Raw genomic sequence first — 21,040 nt, 5'->3', positions numbered from 1 at the left:
AGGGCTCTGCGAAGTCGCAAGACGACGTATAGGGTCTGACGCCTGCCCGGTGCTGGAAGGTTAAGAGGAGAGGTGCAAGCTTTGAATCGAAGCCCCAGTAAACGGCGGCCGTAACTATAACGGTCCTAAGGTAGCGAAATTCCTTGTCGGGTAAGTTCCGACCTGCACGAATGGCGTAACGACTTCCCCGCTGTCTCCAACATAGACTCAGTGAAATTGAATTCCCCGTGAAGATGCGGGGTTCCTGCGGTCAGACGGAAAGACCCCGTGCACCTTTACTATAGCTTTACACTGGCATTCGTGTCGGCATGTGTAGGATAGGTGGTAGGCTTTGAAGCGGGGACGCCAGTTTCCGTGGAGCCATCCTTGAAATACCACCCTTATCGTCATGGATGTCTAACCGCGGCCCGTCATCCGGGTCCGGGACAGTGTATGGTGGGTAGTTTGACTGGGGCGGTCGCCTCCGAAAGAGTAACGGAGGCGCGCGATGGTGGGCTCAGACCGGTCGGAAATCGGTCGTCGAGTGCAATGGCATAAGCCCGCCTGACTGCGAGACTGACAAGTCGAGCAGAGACGAAAGTCGGTCATAGTGATCCGGTGGTCCCGCGTGGAAGGGCCATCGCTCAACGGATAAAAGGTACGCCGGGGATAACAGGCTGATGACCCCCAAGAGTCCATATCGACGGGGTTGTTTGGCACCTCGATGTCGGCTCATCGCATCCTGGGGCTGGAGCAGGTCCCAAGGGTTTGGCTGTTCGCCAATTAAAGCGGTACGTGAGCTGGGTTCAGAACGTCGTGAGACAGTTCGGTCCCTATCTGCCGTGGGTGTAGGAATATTGACAGGATCTGTCCCTAGTACGAGAGGACCGGGATGGACATATCTCTGGTGGACCTGTTGTCCTGCCAAGGGCATAGCAGGGTAGCTATATATGGACGGGATAACCGCTGAAGGCATCTAAGCGGGAAACCCACCTGAAAACGAGTATTCCCTATCAGAGCCGTGGAAGACGACCACGTTGATAGGCCGGGTGTGGAAGTGCGGCAACGCATGAAGCTTACCGGTACTAATAGCTCGATCGGCTTGATCGTTCTCATTGACTGTGCTCATCAGCCAAAGGCTGCTGAAGTCAGTAGTGAATAGATGGTAGTGAGTAGCGGGAATCGCTGCTCATATCGCCATCCACTCATCAGCCAAAGACGTGTTCAAAACTAATCACTAACGACTAGTCACTAATCACTAGTCGCCCGTGAACCAGCTTCTCAAACATAAAGTTGCGCTTTGCCGACCTGGTGGTTATGGCGGGGTGGCTGCACCCGTTCCCTTTCCGAACACGGCCGTGAAACGCCCCTGCGCCCATGGTACTTCGTCTTAAGACGCGGGAGAGTAGGTCGCTGCCAGGTCTGCAAAACGCAACTTCATAAAAAACAATCTTCTCGCACAATACTAACGGCCAAGGCCGTCAAAAGGCCGCTCGCAAAGCGGCCTTTCGTGTTACAATACTTCAGCAAGTCCAATCGACTTGCGCTGGCGCGGGGTGGAGCAGCCCGGTAGCTCGTCAGGCTCATAACCTGAAGGCCGCAGGTTCAAATCCTGCCCCCGCAACCAAATCTTCCAAACACAACACGCAAAAACCCGCCTCATGGCGGGTTTTTGCGTTCTGCGGATGTCGCGAAGGTACCCAGCGCGCGGCAGCGGGGTTCTTAGTCCAGCCCATTCCGGGCCAGGAATTCTGCTGCCTTCATCGTCTCCAAGGCATTCGCTGTCTCCCTGAAGTACGGCAACGTCTGCCAGAGACTGCGGTCGCCGACGATATAGAAGCGGCGCTTGGCGCGTGTCAGCGCCACGTTCAGGAGGTTCGGCTTCGATGCGGCCCAGGCAGCAGCTCCGCTATGCCAGGCATCGGCGCCGAGCACCATGAAAACGATGTCTTCCTCCTTGCCCTGGAAGGTATGGACCGTGCCTATCCGCTCGCGCAGCCACCGCGACAACCGCAATGGGGGAGATCGCATATTTCCGAGCGGATCGATCCATGGCGCATGGGCCAGAGCCTGCCTCAGATTGTTTTTGATCTCCTTGAAGGGCGAGATGATGTAGAGGTCCGGCAATGCGCCGTCGCGGCGATAGGTGGCAGTGAGGACGTCGACGATGAAGTCCGTCTGTTCTGTAACCGCTTGTTTGCCCGATACCCTGCCCCTGACGTCGATCCAGGCGCTGTCGCCATAAAATGGCGGTGCGTCGCCGGCCGGCCGGTGCTTTTCCAGCCCGAATACCATCTTGTTCTGATAGGCGATCCGGTTGGCAAGACCGAACATCGGATCGATGCAGCGCCGATGCACCCGGAGAGGGGAGCCGATCCAAAGCCCGTCCGCTTCCTCGCCGGGAACCGTCGTTCCATAGCGGTTGGCGGCATCGGCGAGCATCTGCACCGACGCCCGGTTCGGCGAATATCGTCCTGCCGCCGTGTGGGTTGAGAGAGCAGACGCGGCGGTGATCAGCGCGCTGGGAAGGATGAAGACCGGTTCGATTTGCTGCGGATCGCCGATGGCCATGACGCGGCGCCCCCGCAACAAGGCCCCGACCGCCGCTTGCGGCACCGCCTGACCGGCCTCGTCGATGAAGATCCAGCCGATCGAACCGGCGTCAAGCCCGCGGAATTGCCGGGCGAAGGACGCGAATGTCGTCGAGACGATGGGAACGATCATGAAAAGGCTCTGCCAGATCAATGCAATGTGCTCGTCATCGACGGGACTGTTGTTGGACAGCAGTTTGCTGATGGCGACGATGTTTCCGCCAAAACCTCCGCCCTTCCTTCCAACCTCTGCCAGCCATGCTTCGTGCAGCGTCAAAGCCGCTTCCAGCAATGCCGACCGCAGACCCGCCAACTCGTCCTCATGCCAGAGACCGTCGACCTGGAACCGGTCGGTCTCGAGATCGGCAAGCCGTTCGGGTATGGCGGGATGGCTGAAAACTTCCCCCAGACGGTCGAATTCCTCTCTTTTCCTCTCCCGGATTTTCTGCCGTGACCGCAGTGCCTGTTCTGCCCGCTCATATTCTCGCAAAGCCTGTTCCCGCTGAGGCCCATGGATCTTCGCAAGATGCTGCTCGCATTCCGTCCGTGCCTTGCGCAATTCCAGCTGAAGACGCGCATTGGCGCCGACATCCTGCCGGTGCTGGCGGGCGGGGCTGCTCGGCATCACCCGCTCCCACCAGGCAGGCGCGCTGCGGTCGAGCAACTGTTCCTCCTCCTTCAGATGCAACAACTCTTCCCTGATCCGAAGCATTTCGGCCGCCACCCCATCGCAGTGCTCCTGCGCGCGCCGAAGGTCGGCGGCAGCAGCCGCGACCCGTTCAAGCGCGTCGCGGCAGAATGCATCCTGCGAGACCCGCACGATGTCGTCATGGAGATCGGCATAACGTGCATATTGACCGATCTTCTCGCGAACCCGGTCGTCGGCGGCACGAAAGGCCGACGCTGCTTCGGCGAAGCTCGGCCCCTCGTAGCTCTCTCGCCACTGCCAGATCGTCTGCGGCTTGGCCGCGCCGGACCAGCCGGGGTTCGGCCGTTCGGGGATCTCCATGAAGGCGAAACGTTCCTTGAAAGCTCGCCGGTTCCTGGAGTTGCCGAGCGCACAGGCAATCAGCCCCCATGGGCGGTCACCGTCGGAGAGCTTGACGGCGGCGCCATTGTCCTTTTGGCAAGCGATCTTGTGCGCGACCGTCTGCAGATATTGGAGCGAAGACGTCCTGGCGATCGAGCTTCGCTTGGGAAGGTCGCGCGAAATATTCTCCACCGCGGCATTGTTGGAGGAGGCGACGACCATTTCGAAACCGGCAAGGGTCGGGATTAACGCCGAGATCGAAGCGGTGCTGCGGTCTGTGAAGATGGCGCGGCGCGGCGATCCGTCGAAGGCATCGCGCGCCGTCTTCAAGGTGGAGAGCACCCGGGCGCGCTTAACGATATTATCCGCGAACATGTCGCGAAGCAGGGTCGTCTTTCCCGTTCCCGGTGGTCCGTTGACCGAGAAAAGTCCGGTTTCCGAAAGCTCGCCGATGGCCGAATTGATCGCGAACTGCTGCATGAGGCTCATCGCGTGATGAGGTTCGCTGAGCCAGCGTCCGCGGTTGAGATTGCCTGGATGCAAGGCCCGAACGATCGCCTTGCGCCCATCCTCCGAATAGAGGTCGACCCGCTTCTCGGGGGCAAGCGGGGTGAGATATCGCCTGAGCGGCTCGGGAATATCGCCCTGTTTGACGCACATTATCGCCCGCTCGATATCCTCGATGAAAAAGCTGTTCAGGATACCGATTTCTTCCTCGACGCTTGTACTCTCATCCTCCTCATCGTCGCCATCGGGCGCATGGCTCTCCTGCTGCGGTGGCAGCGAGAGGATTTCGGGCCTTTCCGCCCTGTCTTTGTAGCGTATTTCAACGGCGGCAATGGGCTTCTCCTGATGCGCGGCGAAGCTCGCCCAATCGCAGAGCAATTCATGCAACGCCCGAATTTCGCCGGCATCGAGCGGCTGATCGGCGCCGTCGTCGTCGAAGGATGAAGATCTGAGCTGTCGCTGCGCCCGAAAATTCTGAAGCAATTCCGTCAGCTGCCGCTTGCTCTCGGCAAATGCCTCGTGGCTGAGCGAGGAGAGGCCGGATTTGCGTACCCGTCCCAGAGCCCATGGAAGCGTGGACACGGAAAATGTTTCGAAAATCGGCTCCCCCAGGGGTGTCAGCTGCAGGCTGGCAAAGCAGGTATCACCATCGAGATCGCCGCGTTCGGCATCCTCATATTCGTCGATATCGGCCGCAGCGCTATCGAAGTGCCTGCGGACGGCGGTAATTTCGGATTTGCCGAAAACGCCGAGGAACAGGGTAAAACCCGTGATCTGCTTCTCCGCGGGGATTGCTGGACGGCTGAGCGCGGCGCCGTCTTCGTCGAGTGTCCTTGCATGCAGCCAGAAGACACTTCGCCCTTCATCTGCGACGATACGGCTGGAGAGATCGTAGGGAATAAAGAACTCGATCTTGTGCCAGAAATCGAGAATGGCCAGAAGCCGTTCCCTTTCGGCGCCATCTGCATTGGTCCGCATGAGGTTCCACTGAGGCGTTGCAAAATAGGCTTGCGCCTCTTTTAACAACGATCGCCGCTCGAAATCAAAGACCATGGCGACTGCGCTGCCAGGAACCGCCGCAACGCATTGTCGCCGCCGGCAGGTACTCGTCAGTGCAGACGCGGCCGGCGTCGCTCGCTGAGCTGCCGGCCCCGGTTCCAGCGGGCGATGGTCTCGGACACGACATCGGTCTTGTGAGGCGTGGGTTCGGCGCTCGCCCGGATCCGTTCGAGGGCGGCATTTGCCTTGGCAACATAGTCGAGTGCTGCCGGATCGTCCGAATGCACGTCCCGGATCGCGGCGAAAACGGCCTCCGCCTCGGCCAGCCGTTTGCCGGCAGCAAGAGCGATAGCACGCTTGTAATGCGCCTGGATCAGATGCGGCCCGACCTCGCCGACCCGTCGGAACGTCTCGGCGGCCTGGTCGTATTGATGCAGGGCAAGCTGGGTGTCGCCAAGCCGCATGTTGATCAGCGTCGGATCGGGCGCTTGCTCGGCGAGAGCCTTATAGGCAGCCAGCGCCTCCGTCAGCCTGCCCCGGTCGAACAACAGATTGGCGAGCCCGAAGCCCGCGCCAGTATGGCCTGGAGCCGATTGCAGGACCTGATTGAAGGCAATTTCCGCTTTCCCGCGGGCGCCGTTGCGGTACATGTCGAGCGCCTGTTCATAGACGAAACGAATACTGCGCGGGTTGAGCGCGCCATGCAGATTCTGGCCATTGCGGGTGCGGAAGAGCGTGCAGCTGATCCGTCGTTCCTCGACTCCGAACATATATTTATAGGGCTCGTTTCCACGCAGGAAGTCATAGGTCTTGAAGCCCTGTTCGATCGCCCGCCGGATGCAGCAGCCATGCAGAATGAGACCGGGAGACGGCGTCGTCCAGTTTTCGTCGCGACCGGTGATATAGAAGAGGATCGCCTTCTTCTGCCGGTCGACGATATTTGCCAGCGCGCCGAGCGGCTGGTCGCCATGCCAGAAGACCGGCACCTCGAGATTGCCGTTGTTGAAGCAGTCCATCAGCATTTCGCGGGTGGTGATGATCAGCCGCTCGGTCCGCTCCGCGCCTTTGCGGGCGCTCCACTTGGTCCGCCAGAGATCGAAGAGGATGTCCAGGTCGCGATGGATGGTCTCGGGGGTCGCCATCGTAATGCGGTAGATATCGTCGCCTTCGACCTTGCGCAGGAACCGGCGGAGCTTCTGGCGCGTCTGGCTGCTCATGCGCTGTTCGAGATAATCGTCGAAGCTTGCCGGCAGGGGAACGATCGGGCAGATCGTATTGTCGATGTTCTCATTGTTTTTGGGCGAGCTGTCGCGAAACATCACCTCCGGCCCCCGCAACGCCTCGATCATCTTCTCGCGCCGCCCGGCAGGGCCGCTGAAATAATCGAGCTTCAGGTCGGTCCAGTTCTGATGTTTGATAAACAAGGCAAAGCCGGCAATGGCATGATGTTCGTAATCCGGCCTGACGATGAAGCCGGTATAATCGGCCGCAAAATTCCCGGCCATGATGATCTCGTCATAGAAGAGCCCGGTCTTTTCGTTCAGATGCGTGATGAGGCGCAAGGGAAAAAAAGCAACGTAGGGTGCGTCCGGATCGCGTTCGCGAAGGGCGAGTATGAACCAGCGGCGCCGGCGGGACAGATAATTCTTCAGCCAGATCCAGGAGAGGAAATGCTGCGCGTCGGGATCCTCCATGAAGACCTGATCCCAGTTGTCGCGCACCGCCTCCAACCCGGCAACGGTGTCGATGATGTCTATGCGCATGGCCGCCCCCCAATACCCCATACGTTACTCGGGAGCTTTCATTCTAAGGGGAAAAACCGATCTTCAAATAAACCGTCCGGATGATTTTCAGGGCTTAATTATGATTAGTTCTGAGCCGGCAAATAACCCAAAATCCGGATAGATTTCTCTTAAATAATTCAATCACATAGACTTAAGCGACTTGGATCGAACGCGACGCTTCAATATAGGTCGCGCAAGGTGCCCAAAGTTCGGCCACTCACCATACGTAAGGATTAGATCAGAGCTCGCCGGAGATCCGCGGGCTCGCATGGATAAAGGCCCAGAGCGTCCGGCTGATGGCGACGATCTCGGCGATCGACTTCTCCAAATGGTCGATCTCGCGCGCATCCATCTGCTCGATCTTGCCGTAGCGGATCTCCTTGTCGTCCTCGACCAGCCGCATCAATTGTGTGCTCGAAATCTCTCCCTTCTCGTCGAAGGAATAAATGCAATGATTGTATTTGTTGCGGGTTCTGGATTCCTTCTTCAGCCGCGCCATGGCTGAAAGGATCGCCTTCCGGTCGGAAGGCGGGGTCGAAGCGAGCTTGGAAAGCCGCTCGATGAGATCCATCCGTGCACGTGTGGTGTTGAGGGTCAGGAACACAACGATTGCCGCATCTTTTTCGACCCGGAGCAGATGGGCGATGATGTAGATCAGCAGACTTTCGGTATTCGTCCAGACATAGTTCAGGCGCCCGACCCGCAGTAGGACATCCGACATCGCCGCCATGCTCGCCCTTTCTTCCCCGGAGGGGATAATCCATCCCCAAGGGATAATAGATTGCCGACACCATATCAGAACACAGACAAATCCCTCATCCTCGCGGACCGCCGTCGTTTGCCGGATCGCCGCGGTCAGCGTTCCTTGAAAGCCCGAGACATGCTGTCGGTGATTGGTTTGCTGATATATTCGAAAAAGGTGCGTTCTGACGTCTGGATCAGTACTTCGGCCGGCATGCCTGGAACCGGATGGAAATTGTGCACCCGCGCAATCTCGGAATCGGGTATTGCGACGCGAACGATATAGACGTCCTTGACCGAGAGGCCCGCATTCTCCTCGATCGAATCGGCCGAGACGTAAAAGACCTTGCCCTGCAGAACCGGCGTCGTCCGCCGGTTGAGCGCCGTCAGCCGGATCGATGCCATTTCACCCTCGTGCAACTGATCGATGGAGGTTCGCAGCACCTGCGCTTCCAGGATCAGCGGCACATGCGCCGGCAGGATTTCCATGATCGGCTTGCCTGTGGTGATGACGCCGCCGGCGGTATGAAAATAGGAGCGTATAACGGTTCCCGACACCGGTGAACGGATGGTGGTCCGTTCGAGCACGCCTGCAGCCTCGCGCATCTGTTCGCGCACGCTGTCGAGATCGGATTCGGCGGTCTCGAGCGCATCGAGCGCCGCCTGCTTGTTGGAGTTGACGGCGATGACGGCTTCCTGGCGGAATTTCGCGATCTCTGCCTCGCTCTCGTTGATCTCGCCGTTCAGTCGCGCAATGTCGCCCATGGCATCGGCGATCGCCCGCTCGATCGCCAGCAGATCCGTCTTGCGCATATAGCCGACCTTGACCAGCCGGGCCTTGGAGTCGCGTTCCTCTGTCAGCAGCGATAGCTGCCTTTCGAAGGATTCCTTCTGGCCGGTATAACCGGTGAAACGGTATTCCAGCGATTGGATGTTTTTCTCGATCAGATTGAGCTGCTCTTCGAGCTTGATCTGCTTGCTGTGGAAGACGATGTTCTGGCTCTGGATGATCGCATTGATGTCCGGATCGCCCGCCTCTTTCGTCACAATCGTGGGAAGCTGGAATTCCCGCAGACCCTGTGCTTCGGCGCGGAGCCTTGTGACGACGGCTTCCAGGCGCAGGCGCCGAAGCTGCAGCATCCGCTCGTTAGAGCGAGAGGCTGTTGGATCGAGGGTCAGCAAAATATCGCCTTCCCTCACCGTATCACCCTCGCTGACGCGCATCTCCTTGATGATGCCGCCCTCCAGATGCTGGACGATCTTGTTGTTGCCGGTCGCAACGAAACTTCCCTGGGCGATGACAGCCGAGGCAAGCGGCGCCGTTGCGGCCCAAAAACCGAACCCTCCGAACGAGGTGAAGAGAACCGTCAGGCCGACGATGCTGTGCATCCGGATCGAGCGCGGCACGTCGCTATACCATTCGAGCTGCGCCGGACCGGCGGTCTCCTGTTGTTTCCGTGCCATAGCCTTCACCCTTCGATGCGCGGTGCTTGTTGACCGTTATTGCTGTTGTTCTTCGAAAGCGCCTGCAGCACCTCGATCCGCTCCCCGAACATGGCGACGGTGCCGTCCTTGAGCACCAGGATCTTGTCGACGCATTGGAGCAGGGCCGGGCGCTGAGTGATGGTCACGGTGGTGATGCCCTGCTTCTTGGCATGGATCAACGCCTTGGCAAGGGCTGCCTCACCCTGAGTATCGAGGTTCGAATTCGGCTCGTCGAGGACCACGAATTTGGGATTGCCGAAGAAGGCGCGGGCAAGCGCGATGCGCTGCTTCTGGCCGCCCGAAAGCGGAGCGCCGTCGGCGGCGACGACGGTCTCGTAGCCCTGCGGGAAACCCGCGATGAGCTCGTGTACGTCGGCCAGCACCGCGGCCTCGTAGATCTGGTGATCTTCGATGTCGTCGCGCATCCGGCAGATATTGGCCTTGATCGTGCCGGGAAAGAGCTGCACGTCCTGCGGCAGATAGCCGATGCTTTCGCCGAACTGGCGCTGGTCCCAGTTTCGCAGATCCATCAGGTCAAGGCGCACATTTCCCGACGTCGGCACGATCGAGCCGACGAGCATCTTGCCGAGTGTCGTCTTGCCGGAGCCGGAATTGCCGATGACCGCCAGCGATTCGCCCTTCCGGAGGGAGAAGGAGATGCCGTTGAGAATGACCTTCTTCTGCGGCGGCGGCACGAACAGAATGCGTTCGACATCGAGCCGGCCTTCGGGATTGGGAAGGCGCAGGCGCGGGAAGTTCAACGGCGAGTTCAAAAGCAGGCTCTTGATTCTGGAATAGGCGGCTGCCGAGCGGTTGAACTGGTGCCAGCCTTCGATAGCGCCCTCGATTGGCGCCAGCGCGCGTCCCGAGATGATCGAAGAGGCAATCACCATGCCGCCGGTCAGCTCACCGGAGAGCGACAGATGCGCGCCCCAGCCGAGCAGAGTGATCTGGGTGATCATGCGGCAGGCCTTCGATATGCCGGAGAAGATAATGTTGCGGTCCTGCGCCTCGACCTGCGATTTCAGCGAGCCCGCCGTTTCCCGGCCCCACATCTTCACGGCCTCGGGGATCATCGCCATTGCGTTGATGATCTGCGAATTGCGCGACATGGAATCCAGGTGGAAATTCGCCCGGCTGAGATAGCCGTTGGATTCGGCAAATTGCCGGGCGGTGAATTTCTGGTTCAGATAGGCGATGAAGAACAGCACCGCGCAGCAGGTCATGATGATGATGCCGAGATGCGGATGCACGAAATAAACGACGACGACGAAGAACGGCATCAGCGGCGCATCGAGAAACGCAATTAGCGTGCCGGATGTCAGGAAACCACGCAGCAGCTGCAGGTCCTGGAGTGTCTGATAGTCTTTGCCGCTGCCATGCAGCGAGGCCCGCGCCGCAGCGCTGAGGATCGGCGCGCCGAGCTGCACTTCGAGCTCCACCGCGGTGCGCATCAGGATGAAACGCCTGACCGTATCCATGAAGGCCTGAAGCAGCACGGCGCCGAGTACGGCGATCGAGAGCATAACGAGCGTATCGATCGAGCGGCTGGTCAGCACTCGGTCGGATATCTGGAAGAGATAGAGCGGGATCGCCAGCAGAAGCACGTTGATGGCGATCGTGAACATCATGACGACCACCATGTTGCGCCGTACGGCCCCCATGCCGCGCGAGAGGCTGGCGGCGAAATTCACAGGCTCGCTGCGCTTGTGAAAACCGCCGCCACTTCCCCCGCCCCCGCCCCCGCCGCCCCCGGGATCGGAATGTTTGCCATTTCCGCCTCCGCCGGTGCGGAGACGCCTGTCGGTTTCGCTGACCGGACCGCTGTCGCCTTCGATGGTCTTAGCGAAAGGCATCGTCGGGCTCGATTTGAGCTCGGTTTTCTCTTTCGGCAATTCGGGCGCTGTCCGCGCCTCGATCGGCGATGGGGCCGATGCCTCCGCCGGTTTTGCTTCAACCGGTATTTCTTCCACAGGTTTTGTTGGCGCCGGGCCCTGCATCACCGCGGCGGGAGCCGCCGGCTCTGCGTTCCAGGCTTTCAGTGAGGCTTCCAGTGTCACTGTCTTTTGCGGGAGGGGTGCCTGCACCGTGGCTGCGCGCACCATATCGGCAGCGTCGCTTGCTGCAGCATCGGCCGGCGCCTTGCTGCGATCGGAAGACGCAGACGAAGCGGCGGCGCCGGTGAGCCGACGAAGGTTCTCGACGGCTTCGTCGATCGCAGAGATGCACAGATCGTTCCTCGCCGCTTCCGAGGGAGCAGCGGAGGGGATATTGCCTGACCTCAAATCGAGGGCGCTGCCCGCTGCAAAGACTTGTTTCGAAATCTGGTTCATCGTGATTCTCTCACAATCCTTAGGGTCACGCGACTACGGCTTGCATGACGTCGGCGGGATGCGCCGACGACCATGAAAGGTCATGCCCTGCATTGATTACGCCATCGGCAGAATCGCCGCCCGCCGGATCATCGTCGTTGAGAAAGGCGATGACTTCGTTGGCGAGCCTGTCGTCGGCCTGGTGCGGCTGGGTCGTGTCATGCTCTACCAGCCCGCCCTGAATGAGGATGGCGTCCGAGTAGAGCTGGCCTGCCAGATAGGTCGTCTGGCCGAAACTGTCATAATCGATTATCTCGGCGATATTGACGACCGCATTGCTGCCGGTGTCGATCGTGACCGTTGCATCGGGATTATTCTGCAGAAGCGTCGATGCCGCCTGGGTCACATCATCGGAATCGCCGAGGATGCTGACCTGCTTTATGATAGTCATGTCGTAGAGATTGCCGGTGATGTAGAGCACGTTGAGGCCGGCATAGCCTTGGAAATTCACATCGAAGGACAGCCCTTCCGGCATGTTGGGATCGCGATCTTCGATGGCTTTCTGGGTCTCGACCATATAGTCCGGCATCGCCTCGAACGGGCTGCCTGTGCTGACATTGTGAATAGAGGCGAAATTCCAGATCAGGTTGTCGCCGGTCTCGATATCGGCGCCGGTCTCGGCGCCGTCTTCCGCCCGCACCCAGTCATTGTCGTAGAGCAGCGAGATCTGGGTGATGCTGTTGATGTCGAGCACATTGCCGCCGATGATCACCAGATCATATTGCATGCCCATCCCGAAAAAGGAGGAGAAGTTGATGGAGGTATTGCCGCCTGTCAGAATCGTGGTTTCGGATCCCGAGGTGGTGACCGTCATCGTATCGTTGTCGCTGACAAAGTGATACTGCTCGACCCACTGTACGAAGGAGACATCGCCGTCGATGACACTGACGCGCCAGCTGGTCGGGAACGTCGGATCGGCAGCATCGGTTTCGGCGTGGCTCGATGCTTCGAAGGTGCTTTGCTGGAAGACCGCGATATTCTTGGCGACTGTCCCCGCCTCCTCGGCCGAGTGCGCGGATGCGCGCAGCGCCGAGGCGATATAGTCACTATCGCTATAGACAAAGGATTGGGAAACCGCGTCAACTTGGTGGTAGTCGCCCATCACCGCGGTGACCGAGGTGATGACGGCGGTATTGATCACCGAGGCGACGTTGACGACGAAGTTCGCCCCGGCGGTCACCTCAAGGCTGTTGCCGCTCGGGTCGGTCTGCTCAACGGATGAATTGCTGTCGTCGGGTTCTTCCGGGAGCTTGGCGAGACCGCGGTCGGGCAGGAAGTCATCGAGGACAGGGATCTCGGCCTCGATCTTGCCGTTGACGTAAACGGGACCGTTGGCCTCGGGATCGAGGCGGATGAAATCATGGGTGGCGTCGGAGCTTGGCGGCGTTGCGCCACTGCTCTCGCTATCCTCGTTCTGGACATTCTCGGCATCCTGGGCATCGCGGGCATTCTGGATGTAGCTTTCCAGATCTTGGGCGATCTTCAGGGCGCCGTCATAGCTGTCGGTTCGGTGGAGATCCGAAAAAGGCGTGAAGACTTCGGCCTTGGTGCTGAACTCCGCCAGCCGCTCGGTGACGAAACTTGTGTCCCGGGCAGCATGAATGCCGTCCGTCATGTCGAGATAGTCGTCGTCGTAAAGCACGTTGACCTGGAGGACATGACTGATCGCCGAACCGGGCCCGGCAAAGACATTCAATTCCGGCTCATTCGACAGCACGATATCCGTGGGCGAGCCGAAATGCGGTAACGGGATGTCCCTTGCGGCAATCGCCGCCAGCTTCTCGATGCTCTCTTCGAAGACGCGGCCCAAGTGACGCGACGGACCAAAGTCGATCTCGTAACTGCCGCTTTTGTAGATGATCTCGGGATCGTAGTCCTTGAGCTGCAGATTGGAAGTGAAGGCCGCGGTAAAAGCGTCCTGATCCGGCAGAACCGGCCCATCGTCGCCGGCCCCTGCGCCTTCGGCATATTTGGTGCGCGCCCTCATCTCTTCGGTGGTCATCTCGAAGAGACCGATGAAGTGCGCAATGATTTCCGAAATCTTCTCGATATGCATGGTTCGGCCCTCCCATTCGAAATGACGATCGGCCTTTGAAGCGGCCCCGCCGGGAGCCATGGTCGTCAAACCGTTTTCAAACAGTCGAACTGCACCGGCGCCGGCCGGTGCAGTTCGTCTTGGTCGCTGGAGGTCGGTGTCAGGTGCCGGTATCCTCGCCGACGTCGGAGACATGAGAATTGCCGCCGATGACGCTGGAGTCGACCGTGTTGCTGAGCAGGTTCGCGCCTTGAACGAGCTCGAGGTGGAAGCCGGAATTGGCAAGGATCGCCGAAGCATCGGCCGTGCTCGAGCCGGTGGCGTCGTCGCCGGCCTTGAGATCCCAGCCCCTGCCGTCCATTTCCATGCCTTCTGCGCTATCGGCGGTGCCGGCATTGGCGTTCAAGTGGTTCTGGGCGCCTTCGTTCTCCATCTTGATGTTCCAGGCGCTGTCCTGGTCGGCCAGATGGTTTGCCTGAACGGCGCTGAAGCCGCTGTCGTTGCCCGCGCCGGACAGCGAGTCGTTCAGAATGCTGTCGACGTCGAGCGTGAAGGAGAAGTCGTCGCCGAGGTTGAAGGTGAGGTCGTGGCCGGCAACGCCGAGGTTGTCGAAATCCTTGACGTCCTCGATGACGGCGAAGTCGGTGTCCGTCTTGTTGAAGCTGTCAGCGGTGTTGTTGCTATCGGAAACCGTCTTGGTGTCGGTATCGGTAATGGTCTTGATATCGGTGTCGGTCACGGTCTTCGTATCGGTGTCCGTAATCGTCTTGGTGTCGGTGTCGTTGTCGCTGTACGACTTGCTGTCATAGCTCCAGTCGTAGTCGGTTTTGGTGTCGGTGATCGTCATGGTCTTGGTGCTCGTGTCGTCGTCGGACTTGTAGCTCCAGTCGTAGTCGTTATCGCGGTTGTCGCCATTATTGGCGGAGAGTTCGGCTTTGACGTCGACGTCGACGCTGTTGTCGGTATTGTCACGATTGTCGCCATTGGCGACGCCACCGACATAACCTGTCGAGCCGTCGTCGACTTCAGTTGAATTGATAGCGCTGTTGGCAAAGCCGTCGGCGAGCGCCCCGACCTTCGTGATTTCGGTTTCGTCGCCCGATGGTTTCGGGTCGTGTTTATAGGCGTCAGACATCAAAATCTCTCCAGAAAAAAACCGGAGCAGCTTTTCGAAATCCCTCTCATCTCAAATGGGATTTTGCTCGCGCTCGCTCCGATGCGGTTAACATCGGCAGATGTATTCGGTACCAGTCATCTGCAGCTTCATCGCGATTTGTTCGTCAAACCGTTGGTATTGGGACCGTACGTACTCAGTACAAGGCCGCACATATCCAGCTCCGCATCCTGACGAGGATGAGGAGTATTCAGGCTTTATTGTCGTTGATTTGCTCTAAATGGATGCCACGTACCAAAAACACACGCCGATACACGGACCGTCCATGCCGCCACTTTGGCGACGATCACAGATTGCTGGAAAAAATGCGGAGCCGATAGATATCAATTCGGGTTAAGGCAGATTGACCACCTCCGTCTAGCCCCTGTCGCCGGAGCAATGGGACGTCTCAGGCGGGGTATTGCCGAGCGACGAGAGTAAGACTTGCAGCACTCGCCGTCGGGTTGAGTGGCGCCATTCGATGGTTGTTCGGCGCATATCCGCTAGAGGACGAAAATATAACAATCTGTACTCAAATATTACATCGGGCTCTGATCTATATTGGGAGCAAATTTAACCTCGAAGTACACATCACAGTAAAAATACAACCAAAGCTTAGTATATTGTTGTTTTTCGCCCGCTAAAACTAATCACTTTGGGCCATTTCCTTCCTTCTCAATCCGTATTAACATAATTAAGAAATGTCTAAAAAATAAGGCGGTGACATCCGGGGCCGGCATTTCATACTATTGAATACCCGCCATCGCTCCACGTTTGAGTAAAGTGTAACGCTAGGGGAGGCGTATATGTTCATGACAGGCTCAGAGACGGAGAATTCTGACCAGGGACGGAAGTTGGAGTCATCTAGAAATACTATACTAGTGGTCGCCAAGGCGGATCTGTTTTCCGAATGCATGGTAGAAGCGCTGGCGAAGAAATTTCCGAACTGTGAGGTGTCAAGCATAACGAGCACAAAGCCGATGCTGGACAAGGATACCAGCGATATAAAGCTTGTTTTATTCTATCATATACCTGCGCCCGAGCTTCATGAAGCGCTGCAGGCTGCCCGCGAAAATCACCCGGAAACATCCGTCGGACTCGTCGTCGAAGCGATCGACATGCTCGAACCCTATGTCAGCCGGCTGGTGGAGGCAAGGATCATCGATGGCGTCCTGCCGCTCAACCTGCGGCTCGATGTCTTCATGGCCGCGGTCGATCTGCTGATGAAGGGTGGCGAACATTTTCCGTCAGCCCTTCTCAATCGCCTCACCAACAAGAACACCCCGCTGGAGCCTTCGCTCTATCAGACAAAATCGGTCGATGCGGCGCGCACCAATGCGCTGAAGCTGAGACGCGACAGCATCTCCTCCTTGACCACGCGCGAGGTTCAGATCCTGGATCTGATATGCAAGGGCACGCAAAACAAGATCATCGCCGACAAACTGCATCTTTCGGAAAACACCGTGAAGGTTCACGTCCGCAACATCTACAAGAAGATGAATGTCCGAAACCGCACGGAAGCTGCATCCCGTTTCTTCAACGAGCATCCCGCCGGCGAGGACGACATGTCCGGCCGGTGGCGCAACTGATCTAGAGCAGTTCCAGTAAAAGTGCGAAGCGCTTTTGCCAGGAATCGCGTCAAAACAAAAAGCATTTTCGTGAACAGAAGAAAAACGCAAATGCTTTTCGCGCGCCGCGCGTCCATTCAGACGCGCAAACAAGGCCGTCGCACTGATTGCTGCGTCAGATCGACGGACGTGCGAAGCAGCGCGACTTCTGTCCGAAGCCGCTGGGAGAGCAGATATAAGGCGCTGAGCCGTGATAGGCGACGCGAACCGTAGATGTAGCCGGGCGTTCGGGCCGATTTGCCGGATAGGCATAGGCTTTCGCGACGCGCGGGGCCTCGACCACGACGACGTTCTTTTTCGCGACGGCGGCTATGTCGTCGTTAACAACGGTACAGGCCGTTGTCCCGATCGCAAGAAGCGTCGTTCCCCCGGCAAACATCGCAAAAAGAAATAGACGCCAGCCTTTCGGCTGCGCTGCAGCTTGTTTTTTCAACATGGCCAAAACCCCTCGCATATGGCGCTTCCGGATGCAAGGCCGGTCGTGCAGTTCAGCCCGGCCGATCTTCCCCGTTACTTCTAGATCATCTGCATTGAGTGAAACTTGAGCGCGGTCTGGACACTCGTTCTGAGGGTAAAATGGATAGAAAATGATTAATCATTTGTTACTTCAAAGAATAGTTTCGTAATTATTTTGAATACTTGGAATTTTTGAAGTTGACCTTATCAGCAATCGTCTTATCATTTTAATAGTAATTCAGTTGTTCTAAGAATAACTCAAAAGTTATTCATGTTGAGATAGTCGGTACAGAGTCGGTACGATGAATATCCAACAGGATAAGGGCGGCATGAAGTGCTTAACTAAAACAAAAGACTAAAACATGGGAAGGAGTTTGTAATGCGTAGTTTCGTTCCCAGCGAAGGCTATTCCGAAGTGACAGACATACCGGTGCGCAAGGAGTTGGGCACCGCTCTTGTGAATGGCGGGGCCGGTTTCCTCGGCTCGCATCTCTGCGAAAGGCTTCTGCAGCGCGGCCACCGAGTCATCTGCCTCGATAATTTTTCGACCGGGCGCCGCGTGAATGTCGATCACCTCGCATCGAACGCCCGTTTTCACCTCGTCGAGCACGATGTTCGCCAACCCTTCGATATCGAAGCGTCGCTCATCTTCAACTTCGCCTCGCCCGCCTCTCCGCCCGACTATCAGCGGGATCCTGTCGGCACATTGCTCACCAACGTGCTTGGCGCCGTCAACACCTTGGATTGCGCCCGCAAGACCGGTGCGGTCGTCGTTCAGTCGTCGACGTCGGAAGTCTACGGCGACCCGAACCAGAGCCCGCAGCAGGAATCCTATTGCGGCAACGTCAACCCGATCGGACCGCGGGCCTGTTACGACGAAGGCAAACGCAGCGCCGAGACCCTGTTTTTCGATTATCACAGGACGTACGGCGTCGACATCAAGGTCGGCCGTATCTTCAACACCTATGGGCCGCGCATGCGCCTGGATGACGGCCGCGTCGTCTCCAATTTCATCGTACAGGCTTTGCGCAATGCAGATCTGACGATCTATGGCGACGGTCAGCAGACCCGCTCCTTCTGCTATGTCGACGATCTCGTCGAGGGCTTCCTGCGTTTCTCGGCCGCCGGCAACGCCTGCCACGGCCCGATCAACCTCGGCAATCCGGCCGAGATCACCGTTCGGCGCCTGGCGGAGATCGTTCGCGACCTCACCAATTCGCGCTCACAAATCGTTCATCTGCCGGCGGTCACCGACGACCCGCGCCAGCGGCGGCCGGATATTTCCCGGGCCATGGCCGATCTGGGCTGGCAGCCCTGCATCGGGCTTGAAACCGGCCTGGCGCGCACCGTCGAATATTTCGACGGCTTGCTTGCCGGCGCCGAGAAGGCGGAGGTCGTATGAGATGCCCCGCTACATTCTGGTTACCGGCGGCGCCGGTTTCATAGGCAGTCATATCTGCAAAACGCTGTCGCGTGCCGGCATGGTCCCGGTCACCTACGACAATCTCTCGACGGGGCATGCCGACAGTGTCCGTTGGGGACCGCTCATCCGGGCGGACCTCGCCGATGCCGCCACGCTGCGCCGGACCCTTGCAGAGTTTTCGCCCGATTGCGTCATCCATTGCGGCGCCAATGCCTATGTCGGCGAATCCGTCGAAATGCCCAGGAAATATTACCGCAACAACGTCGTCGGCAGCCTGACGCTGCTTGAGGCCTGCCTCGACCAGGATATCGACCGGATCGTCTTTTCGAGCAGCTGCGCCACCTATGGCGTCCCTGCCTCGTTGCCGATAAGGGAGGAAACTCCACAGCACCCGGTCAATCCGTACGGCCGCACCAAGCTGGTCTTCGAGATGGCGCTCGAGGATTTTGCCGCCGCCTATGGCATCCGCTTCGCCGCGCTGCGCTATTTCAACGCGGCCGGCGCCGATCCGGACGGCGAGCTTGCCGAGCGCCACCAGCCGGAAACCCATCTCATCCCCCGCGCGCTTCTCGCTGCTGCCGGCAGGCTGGAGCGGCTCGATGTCTTCGGCACCGATTATCCCACCGAAGACGGAACCTGTGTGCGTGACTATATCCATGTCAGCGATCTCGCCCAGGCGCATCTTGCCGCCGTCAATCACCTGATGGCCGACGGCGATCTGCTCAGCGTCAATCTCGGCTCCGGCCGCGGCACCTCGGTGCGCCAGATCCTCGAAGCCATCTATCGTGCGACCGGTCGTGAAGTTCCCGTCCGGTATCGCCCCCGCCGGGCCGGCGATCCGCCGATCCTCTTTGCCGACACGGCAAAAGCCAAGGCGGAACTCGGCTTCGCGCCCGCTCTCTCGGATATCGATACGATCATCCGCACCGCCGGTCCCACGTTCGGGCTGGAGGTGAAGGCATGAGCATCAGTTCGGAAATCGGTCAACGCGCCAGGACGGCGAAAGCCGCCTCCGCGAATGCATTCCATGCTGTCTTCGCCGGCTGGAGCCGCGTCGTTTACGGTTTTGGCATCCTCTGCTGGCTGGCGGCACTCGGCTATTTCTGGATCTGGTGGTGCCAGTCGGCTCACATCATTTCCTGGACGGCCTTCGTGCTCATTACTCTCGTGCTGGGCTGGATCACGCTTGTGCCGGCCTATTTCATCCTGATCTTCCTTGATGCGAGAACGGTCAGCCCCCACGCGCGGCTGCCGGAAGGTCGGGTGGCGATGGTGGTCACCAAGGCGCCGTCCGAGCCCTTTGCCGTTGTCCGCGCAACACTGCGGGCGATGCTCGATCAGATCGGCGTGGATTTCGATGTGTGGCTGGCCGACGAAGATCCTTCGGAGGAAACCCGGCGCTGGTGCGCGGAGCACGGCGTGCTGATCTCCACCCGAAAGGGGGTGGCGGAATATCATCGCGCCACCTGGCCGCGCCGGACGCGCTGCAAGGAAGGCAATCTCGCCTATTTCTACGACCATTTCGGCTATGCGCGTTACGATTTCGTCGCCCAGTTCGATGCCGATCATGTGCCGACGCCGACCTATCTCCGTGAGGTCCTGCGTCCCTTCGCCGACCCTGGCATAGGCTATGTCTCGGCGCCCAGCATCTGCGATGCCAATGCCGCTACGAGCTGGGCAGCGCGCGGCAGGCTGTATGCGGAAGCCAGCCTGCACGGTTCGCTGCAGACGGGCTACAACAATGGCTGGGCGCCGCTTTGCATCGGCTCGCATTATGCCGTTCGCACCTCAGCACTTCGTCAGATCGGCGGCCTCGGCCCGGAACTCGCCGAAGACCATTCGACGACACTGATGATGAATGCCGGCGGCTGGCGTGGCGTGCATGCCGTCGATGCGATCGCCCATGGCGACGGCCCGGCGAATTTTGCCGATCTCGTCGTCCAGGAATTCCAGTGGTCGCGCAGCCTCGTCACCATTCTGCTGCAGCATTCCGGCCGTTACATCGCGCATCTGCCGTGGCGGCTGAAATTTCAGTTCGTGTTCTCGCAGCTGTGGTATCCGCTCTTTTCCGCCTTCATGGCCGTCATGTTCCTGCTGCCGGTTGCCGCCTTGCTGACGGGCCATGTCTTCGTCAACGTCACCTATCCGGATTTTCTGCTGCATTTCGCGCCGATATCGGTCGTGCTGACGCTGTTTTCGCTCTTCTGGCGGGCGACGGGAACTTTCAGGCCGTATGATGCGAAACTGTTCGGCTGGGAAGGCCTCGCCTTCATCTTCCTGCGCTGGCCGTGGTCGCTCGCCGGCAGCCTGGCCGCCATGCGCGATCGTATCTCCGGCTCCTTCGTCGATTTCCGCATCACGCCGAAGGGCCAGCAGCAACAGCATTCTCTGCCGCTGCGCGTCGTCGCGCCCTATCTCGCGCTCGCCGGGCTGTGCGCCGTCGCCATGGCGTTTGCCAGTGTGGCCGCTGCCGCCCAGGGCTTTTATATCTTCGCCGCGATGAACCTGTCGATCTATCTGTCGCTGACGGTGCTGATCGTCGTTCGTCATGCAATTGAGAACGGTCTGCCGTTGCTGCCGCAATCGCACGGGCTGCGGCTCGCGACCGCCATGGGGCTTGCGATCTGGGTTACCGGCGGCATGCAACTGGGTGGCCATGGCCTCCGCAGCCTCGAAGCCCTTTCCCATGGCCAGCCATTCGTCAGCTTCACCGAAACGCAATTTGCCGTGGCCGGCGCCGGCCTCGGCGGCGGCAAGACCAAGATCACGAAATTCCGTCTCAAATGGAATGGGTTCGGCAACATGGGACGGGACCAACAGGGTGTCTGAGCCGGCGGAACCGGCAAGTGTCGAACAG

At 59.0% G+C, this 21,040-nt stretch carries 12 protein-coding genes, 1 tRNA gene and 2 rRNA genes (1 of these 15 only partly in view); 7 read left to right on the top strand and 8 right to left on the bottom strand.

Annotation, left to right across the window (positions count from 1 at the left end; genetic code table 11):
* The 3 genes from ACS4RS_RS07600 to ACS4RS_RS07590 all read left to right on the top strand — a co-directional run.
* Positions 1 to 1,089 (top strand): 23S ribosomal RNA (locus ACS4RS_RS07600); it begins 1,853 nt to the left of the window's first position.
* 197 nt (positions 1,090 to 1,286) lie between these two features.
* Positions 1,287 to 1,401 (top strand): 5S ribosomal RNA (gene rrf / locus ACS4RS_RS07595).
* A 128-nt stretch (positions 1,402 to 1,529) separates the two neighbouring features.
* Positions 1,530 to 1,606 (top strand) — tRNA-Met (locus tag ACS4RS_RS07590).
* Positions 1,607 to 1,701: 95 nt separating this feature from the next.
* On the opposite strand, the gene ACS4RS_RS07585 is transcribed toward ACS4RS_RS07590, so the two are convergent.
* The 7 genes from ACS4RS_RS07585 to ACS4RS_RS07555 all read right to left on the bottom strand — a co-directional run bounded on the left by ACS4RS_RS07585 (position 1,702) and on the right by ACS4RS_RS07555 (position 14,658).
* Entirely contained in the window at positions 1,702 to 5,085 is a 3,384-nt protein-coding gene (locus tag ACS4RS_RS07585; protein ID WP_439011462.1) for an AAA domain-containing protein, read from the bottom strand.
* Positions 5,086 to 5,216: 131 nt separating this feature from the next.
* Positions 5,217 to 6,869: a GNAT family N-acetyltransferase gene (locus tag ACS4RS_RS07580; RefSeq protein WP_439011463.1), complete on the bottom strand. Its 1,653-nt coding sequence runs from the start codon at positions 6,867 to 6,869 to the stop codon at positions 5,217 to 5,219.
* A gap of 259 nt (positions 6,870 to 7,128) precedes the next feature.
* Complete coding sequence (locus tag ACS4RS_RS07575; protein WP_439011464.1) at positions 7,129 to 7,620, bottom strand: hypothetical protein; 492 nt, start codon at positions 7,618 to 7,620, stop codon at positions 7,129 to 7,131.
* 125 nt (positions 7,621 to 7,745) lie between these two features.
* The gene (locus tag ACS4RS_RS07570; protein ID WP_439011465.1) at positions 7,746 to 9,095 is read right to left on the bottom strand and encodes an HlyD family type I secretion periplasmic adaptor subunit; all 1,350 of its coding nucleotides are present in this window, start codon (positions 9,093 to 9,095) and stop codon (positions 7,746 to 7,748) included.
* Positions 9,096 to 9,100: 5 nt separating this feature from the next.
* Positions 9,101 to 11,449, bottom strand: coding sequence for a type I secretion system permease/ATPase (locus ACS4RS_RS07565; protein ID WP_439011466.1), 2,349 nt, complete (start codon positions 11,447 to 11,449; stop codon positions 9,101 to 9,103).
* Positions 11,450 to 11,474: 25 nt separating this feature from the next.
* Positions 11,475 to 13,544 carry a hypothetical protein gene (locus ACS4RS_RS07560; protein WP_439011467.1) on the bottom strand — a complete coding sequence of 690 codons (2,070 nt, stop codon included), beginning with the start codon at positions 13,542 to 13,544 and terminating at the stop codon, positions 11,475 to 11,477.
* 139 nt (positions 13,545 to 13,683) lie between these two features.
* Positions 13,684 to 14,658: a fibrinogen-binding protein gene (locus ACS4RS_RS07555; protein WP_439011468.1), complete on the bottom strand. Its 975-nt coding sequence runs from the start codon at positions 14,656 to 14,658 to the stop codon at positions 13,684 to 13,686.
* 824 nt (positions 14,659 to 15,482) lie between these two features.
* On the opposite strand from ACS4RS_RS07555, the gene ACS4RS_RS07550 reads away from it, so the two are divergent.
* Positions 15,483 to 16,265: a LuxR C-terminal-related transcriptional regulator gene (locus ACS4RS_RS07550; protein WP_439011469.1), complete on the top strand. Its 783-nt coding sequence runs from the start codon at positions 15,483 to 15,485 to the stop codon at positions 16,263 to 16,265.
* 154 nt (positions 16,266 to 16,419) lie between these two features.
* On the opposite strand, the gene ACS4RS_RS07545 is transcribed toward ACS4RS_RS07550, so the two are convergent.
* Entirely contained in the window at positions 16,420 to 16,740 is a 321-nt protein-coding gene (locus tag ACS4RS_RS07545) for a hypothetical protein (protein ID WP_439011873.1), read from the bottom strand.
* Positions 16,741 to 17,139: 399 nt separating this feature from the next.
* On the opposite strand from ACS4RS_RS07545, the gene ACS4RS_RS07540 reads away from it, so the two are divergent.
* The 3 genes from ACS4RS_RS07540 to ACS4RS_RS07530 are packed head-to-tail and all read left to right on the top strand — an operon-like array spanning position 17,140 to position 21,012.
* Positions 17,140 to 18,162 carry an NAD-dependent epimerase/dehydratase family protein gene (locus ACS4RS_RS07540; protein WP_439011470.1) on the top strand — a complete coding sequence of 341 codons (1,023 nt, stop codon included), beginning with the start codon at positions 17,140 to 17,142 and terminating at the stop codon, positions 18,160 to 18,162.
* Position 18,163: 1 nt separating this feature from the next.
* Entirely contained in the window at positions 18,164 to 19,147 is a 984-nt protein-coding gene (gene galE / locus ACS4RS_RS07535) for a UDP-glucose 4-epimerase GalE (protein ID WP_449313935.1), read from the top strand.
* Positions 19,144 to 21,012, top strand: coding sequence for a glycosyltransferase family 2 protein (locus ACS4RS_RS07530; RefSeq protein WP_439011471.1), 1,869 nt, complete (start codon positions 19,144 to 19,146; stop codon positions 21,010 to 21,012). Before galE ends, ACS4RS_RS07530 begins: the two co-directional genes overlap by 4 nt.
* The last annotated feature ends 28 nt before the right edge of the window (positions 21,013 to 21,040 follow it).

It is taken from the genome of Rhizobium sp. F40D2 (genome assembly GCF_051810745.2).
In the GTDB taxonomy this organism is placed as follows: Bacteria; Pseudomonadota; Alphaproteobacteria; order Rhizobiales; family Rhizobiaceae; genus Rhizobium.
Note: the sequence above shows the minus strand (reverse complement) of the source record. Positions and strands in the feature narration are given on the sequence as shown.

What these genes read in the sequence shown, in the direction of transcription:
- ACS4RS_RS07570 (WP_439011465.1), bottom strand. Translation starts at nt 9,095, where the DNA reads ATGGCACGGAAACAACAGGAGACCGCCGGTCCGGCGCAGCTCGAATGG.
- ACS4RS_RS07545 (WP_439011873.1), bottom strand. Translation starts at nt 16,740, where the DNA reads ATGTTGAAAAAACAAGCTGCAGCGCAGCCGAAAGGCTGGCGTCTATTT.
- ACS4RS_RS07565 (WP_439011466.1), bottom strand. Translation starts at nt 11,449, where the DNA reads ATGAACCAGATTTCGAAACAAGTCTTTGCAGCGGGCAGCGCCCTCGAT.
- ACS4RS_RS07530 (WP_439011471.1), top strand. Translation starts at nt 19,144, where the DNA reads ATGAGCATCAGTTCGGAAATCGGTCAACGCGCCAGGACGGCGAAAGCC.
- ACS4RS_RS07585 (WP_439011462.1), bottom strand. Translation starts at nt 5,085, where the DNA reads ATGCGGACCAATGCAGATGGCGCCGAAAGGGAACGGCTTCTGGCCATT.
- ACS4RS_RS07540 (WP_439011470.1), top strand. Translation starts at nt 17,140, where the DNA reads ATGCGTAGTTTCGTTCCCAGCGAAGGCTATTCCGAAGTGACAGACATA.
- ACS4RS_RS07560 (WP_439011467.1), bottom strand. Translation starts at nt 13,544, where the DNA reads ATGCATATCGAGAAGATTTCGGAAATCATTGCGCACTTCATCGGTCTC.
- ACS4RS_RS07550 (WP_439011469.1), top strand. Translation starts at nt 15,483, where the DNA reads ATGTTCATGACAGGCTCAGAGACGGAGAATTCTGACCAGGGACGGAAG.
- ACS4RS_RS07555 (WP_439011468.1), bottom strand. Translation starts at nt 14,658, where the DNA reads ATGTCTGACGCCTATAAACACGACCCGAAACCATCGGGCGACGAAACC.
- galE (WP_449313935.1), top strand. Translation starts at nt 18,164, where the DNA reads ATGCCCCGCTACATTCTGGTTACCGGCGGCGCCGGTTTCATAGGCAGT.
- ACS4RS_RS07580 (WP_439011463.1), bottom strand. Translation starts at nt 6,869, where the DNA reads ATGCGCATAGACATCATCGACACCGTTGCCGGGTTGGAGGCGGTGCGC.
- ACS4RS_RS07575 (WP_439011464.1), bottom strand. Translation starts at nt 7,620, where the DNA reads ATGGCGGCGATGTCGGATGTCCTACTGCGGGTCGGGCGCCTGAACTAT.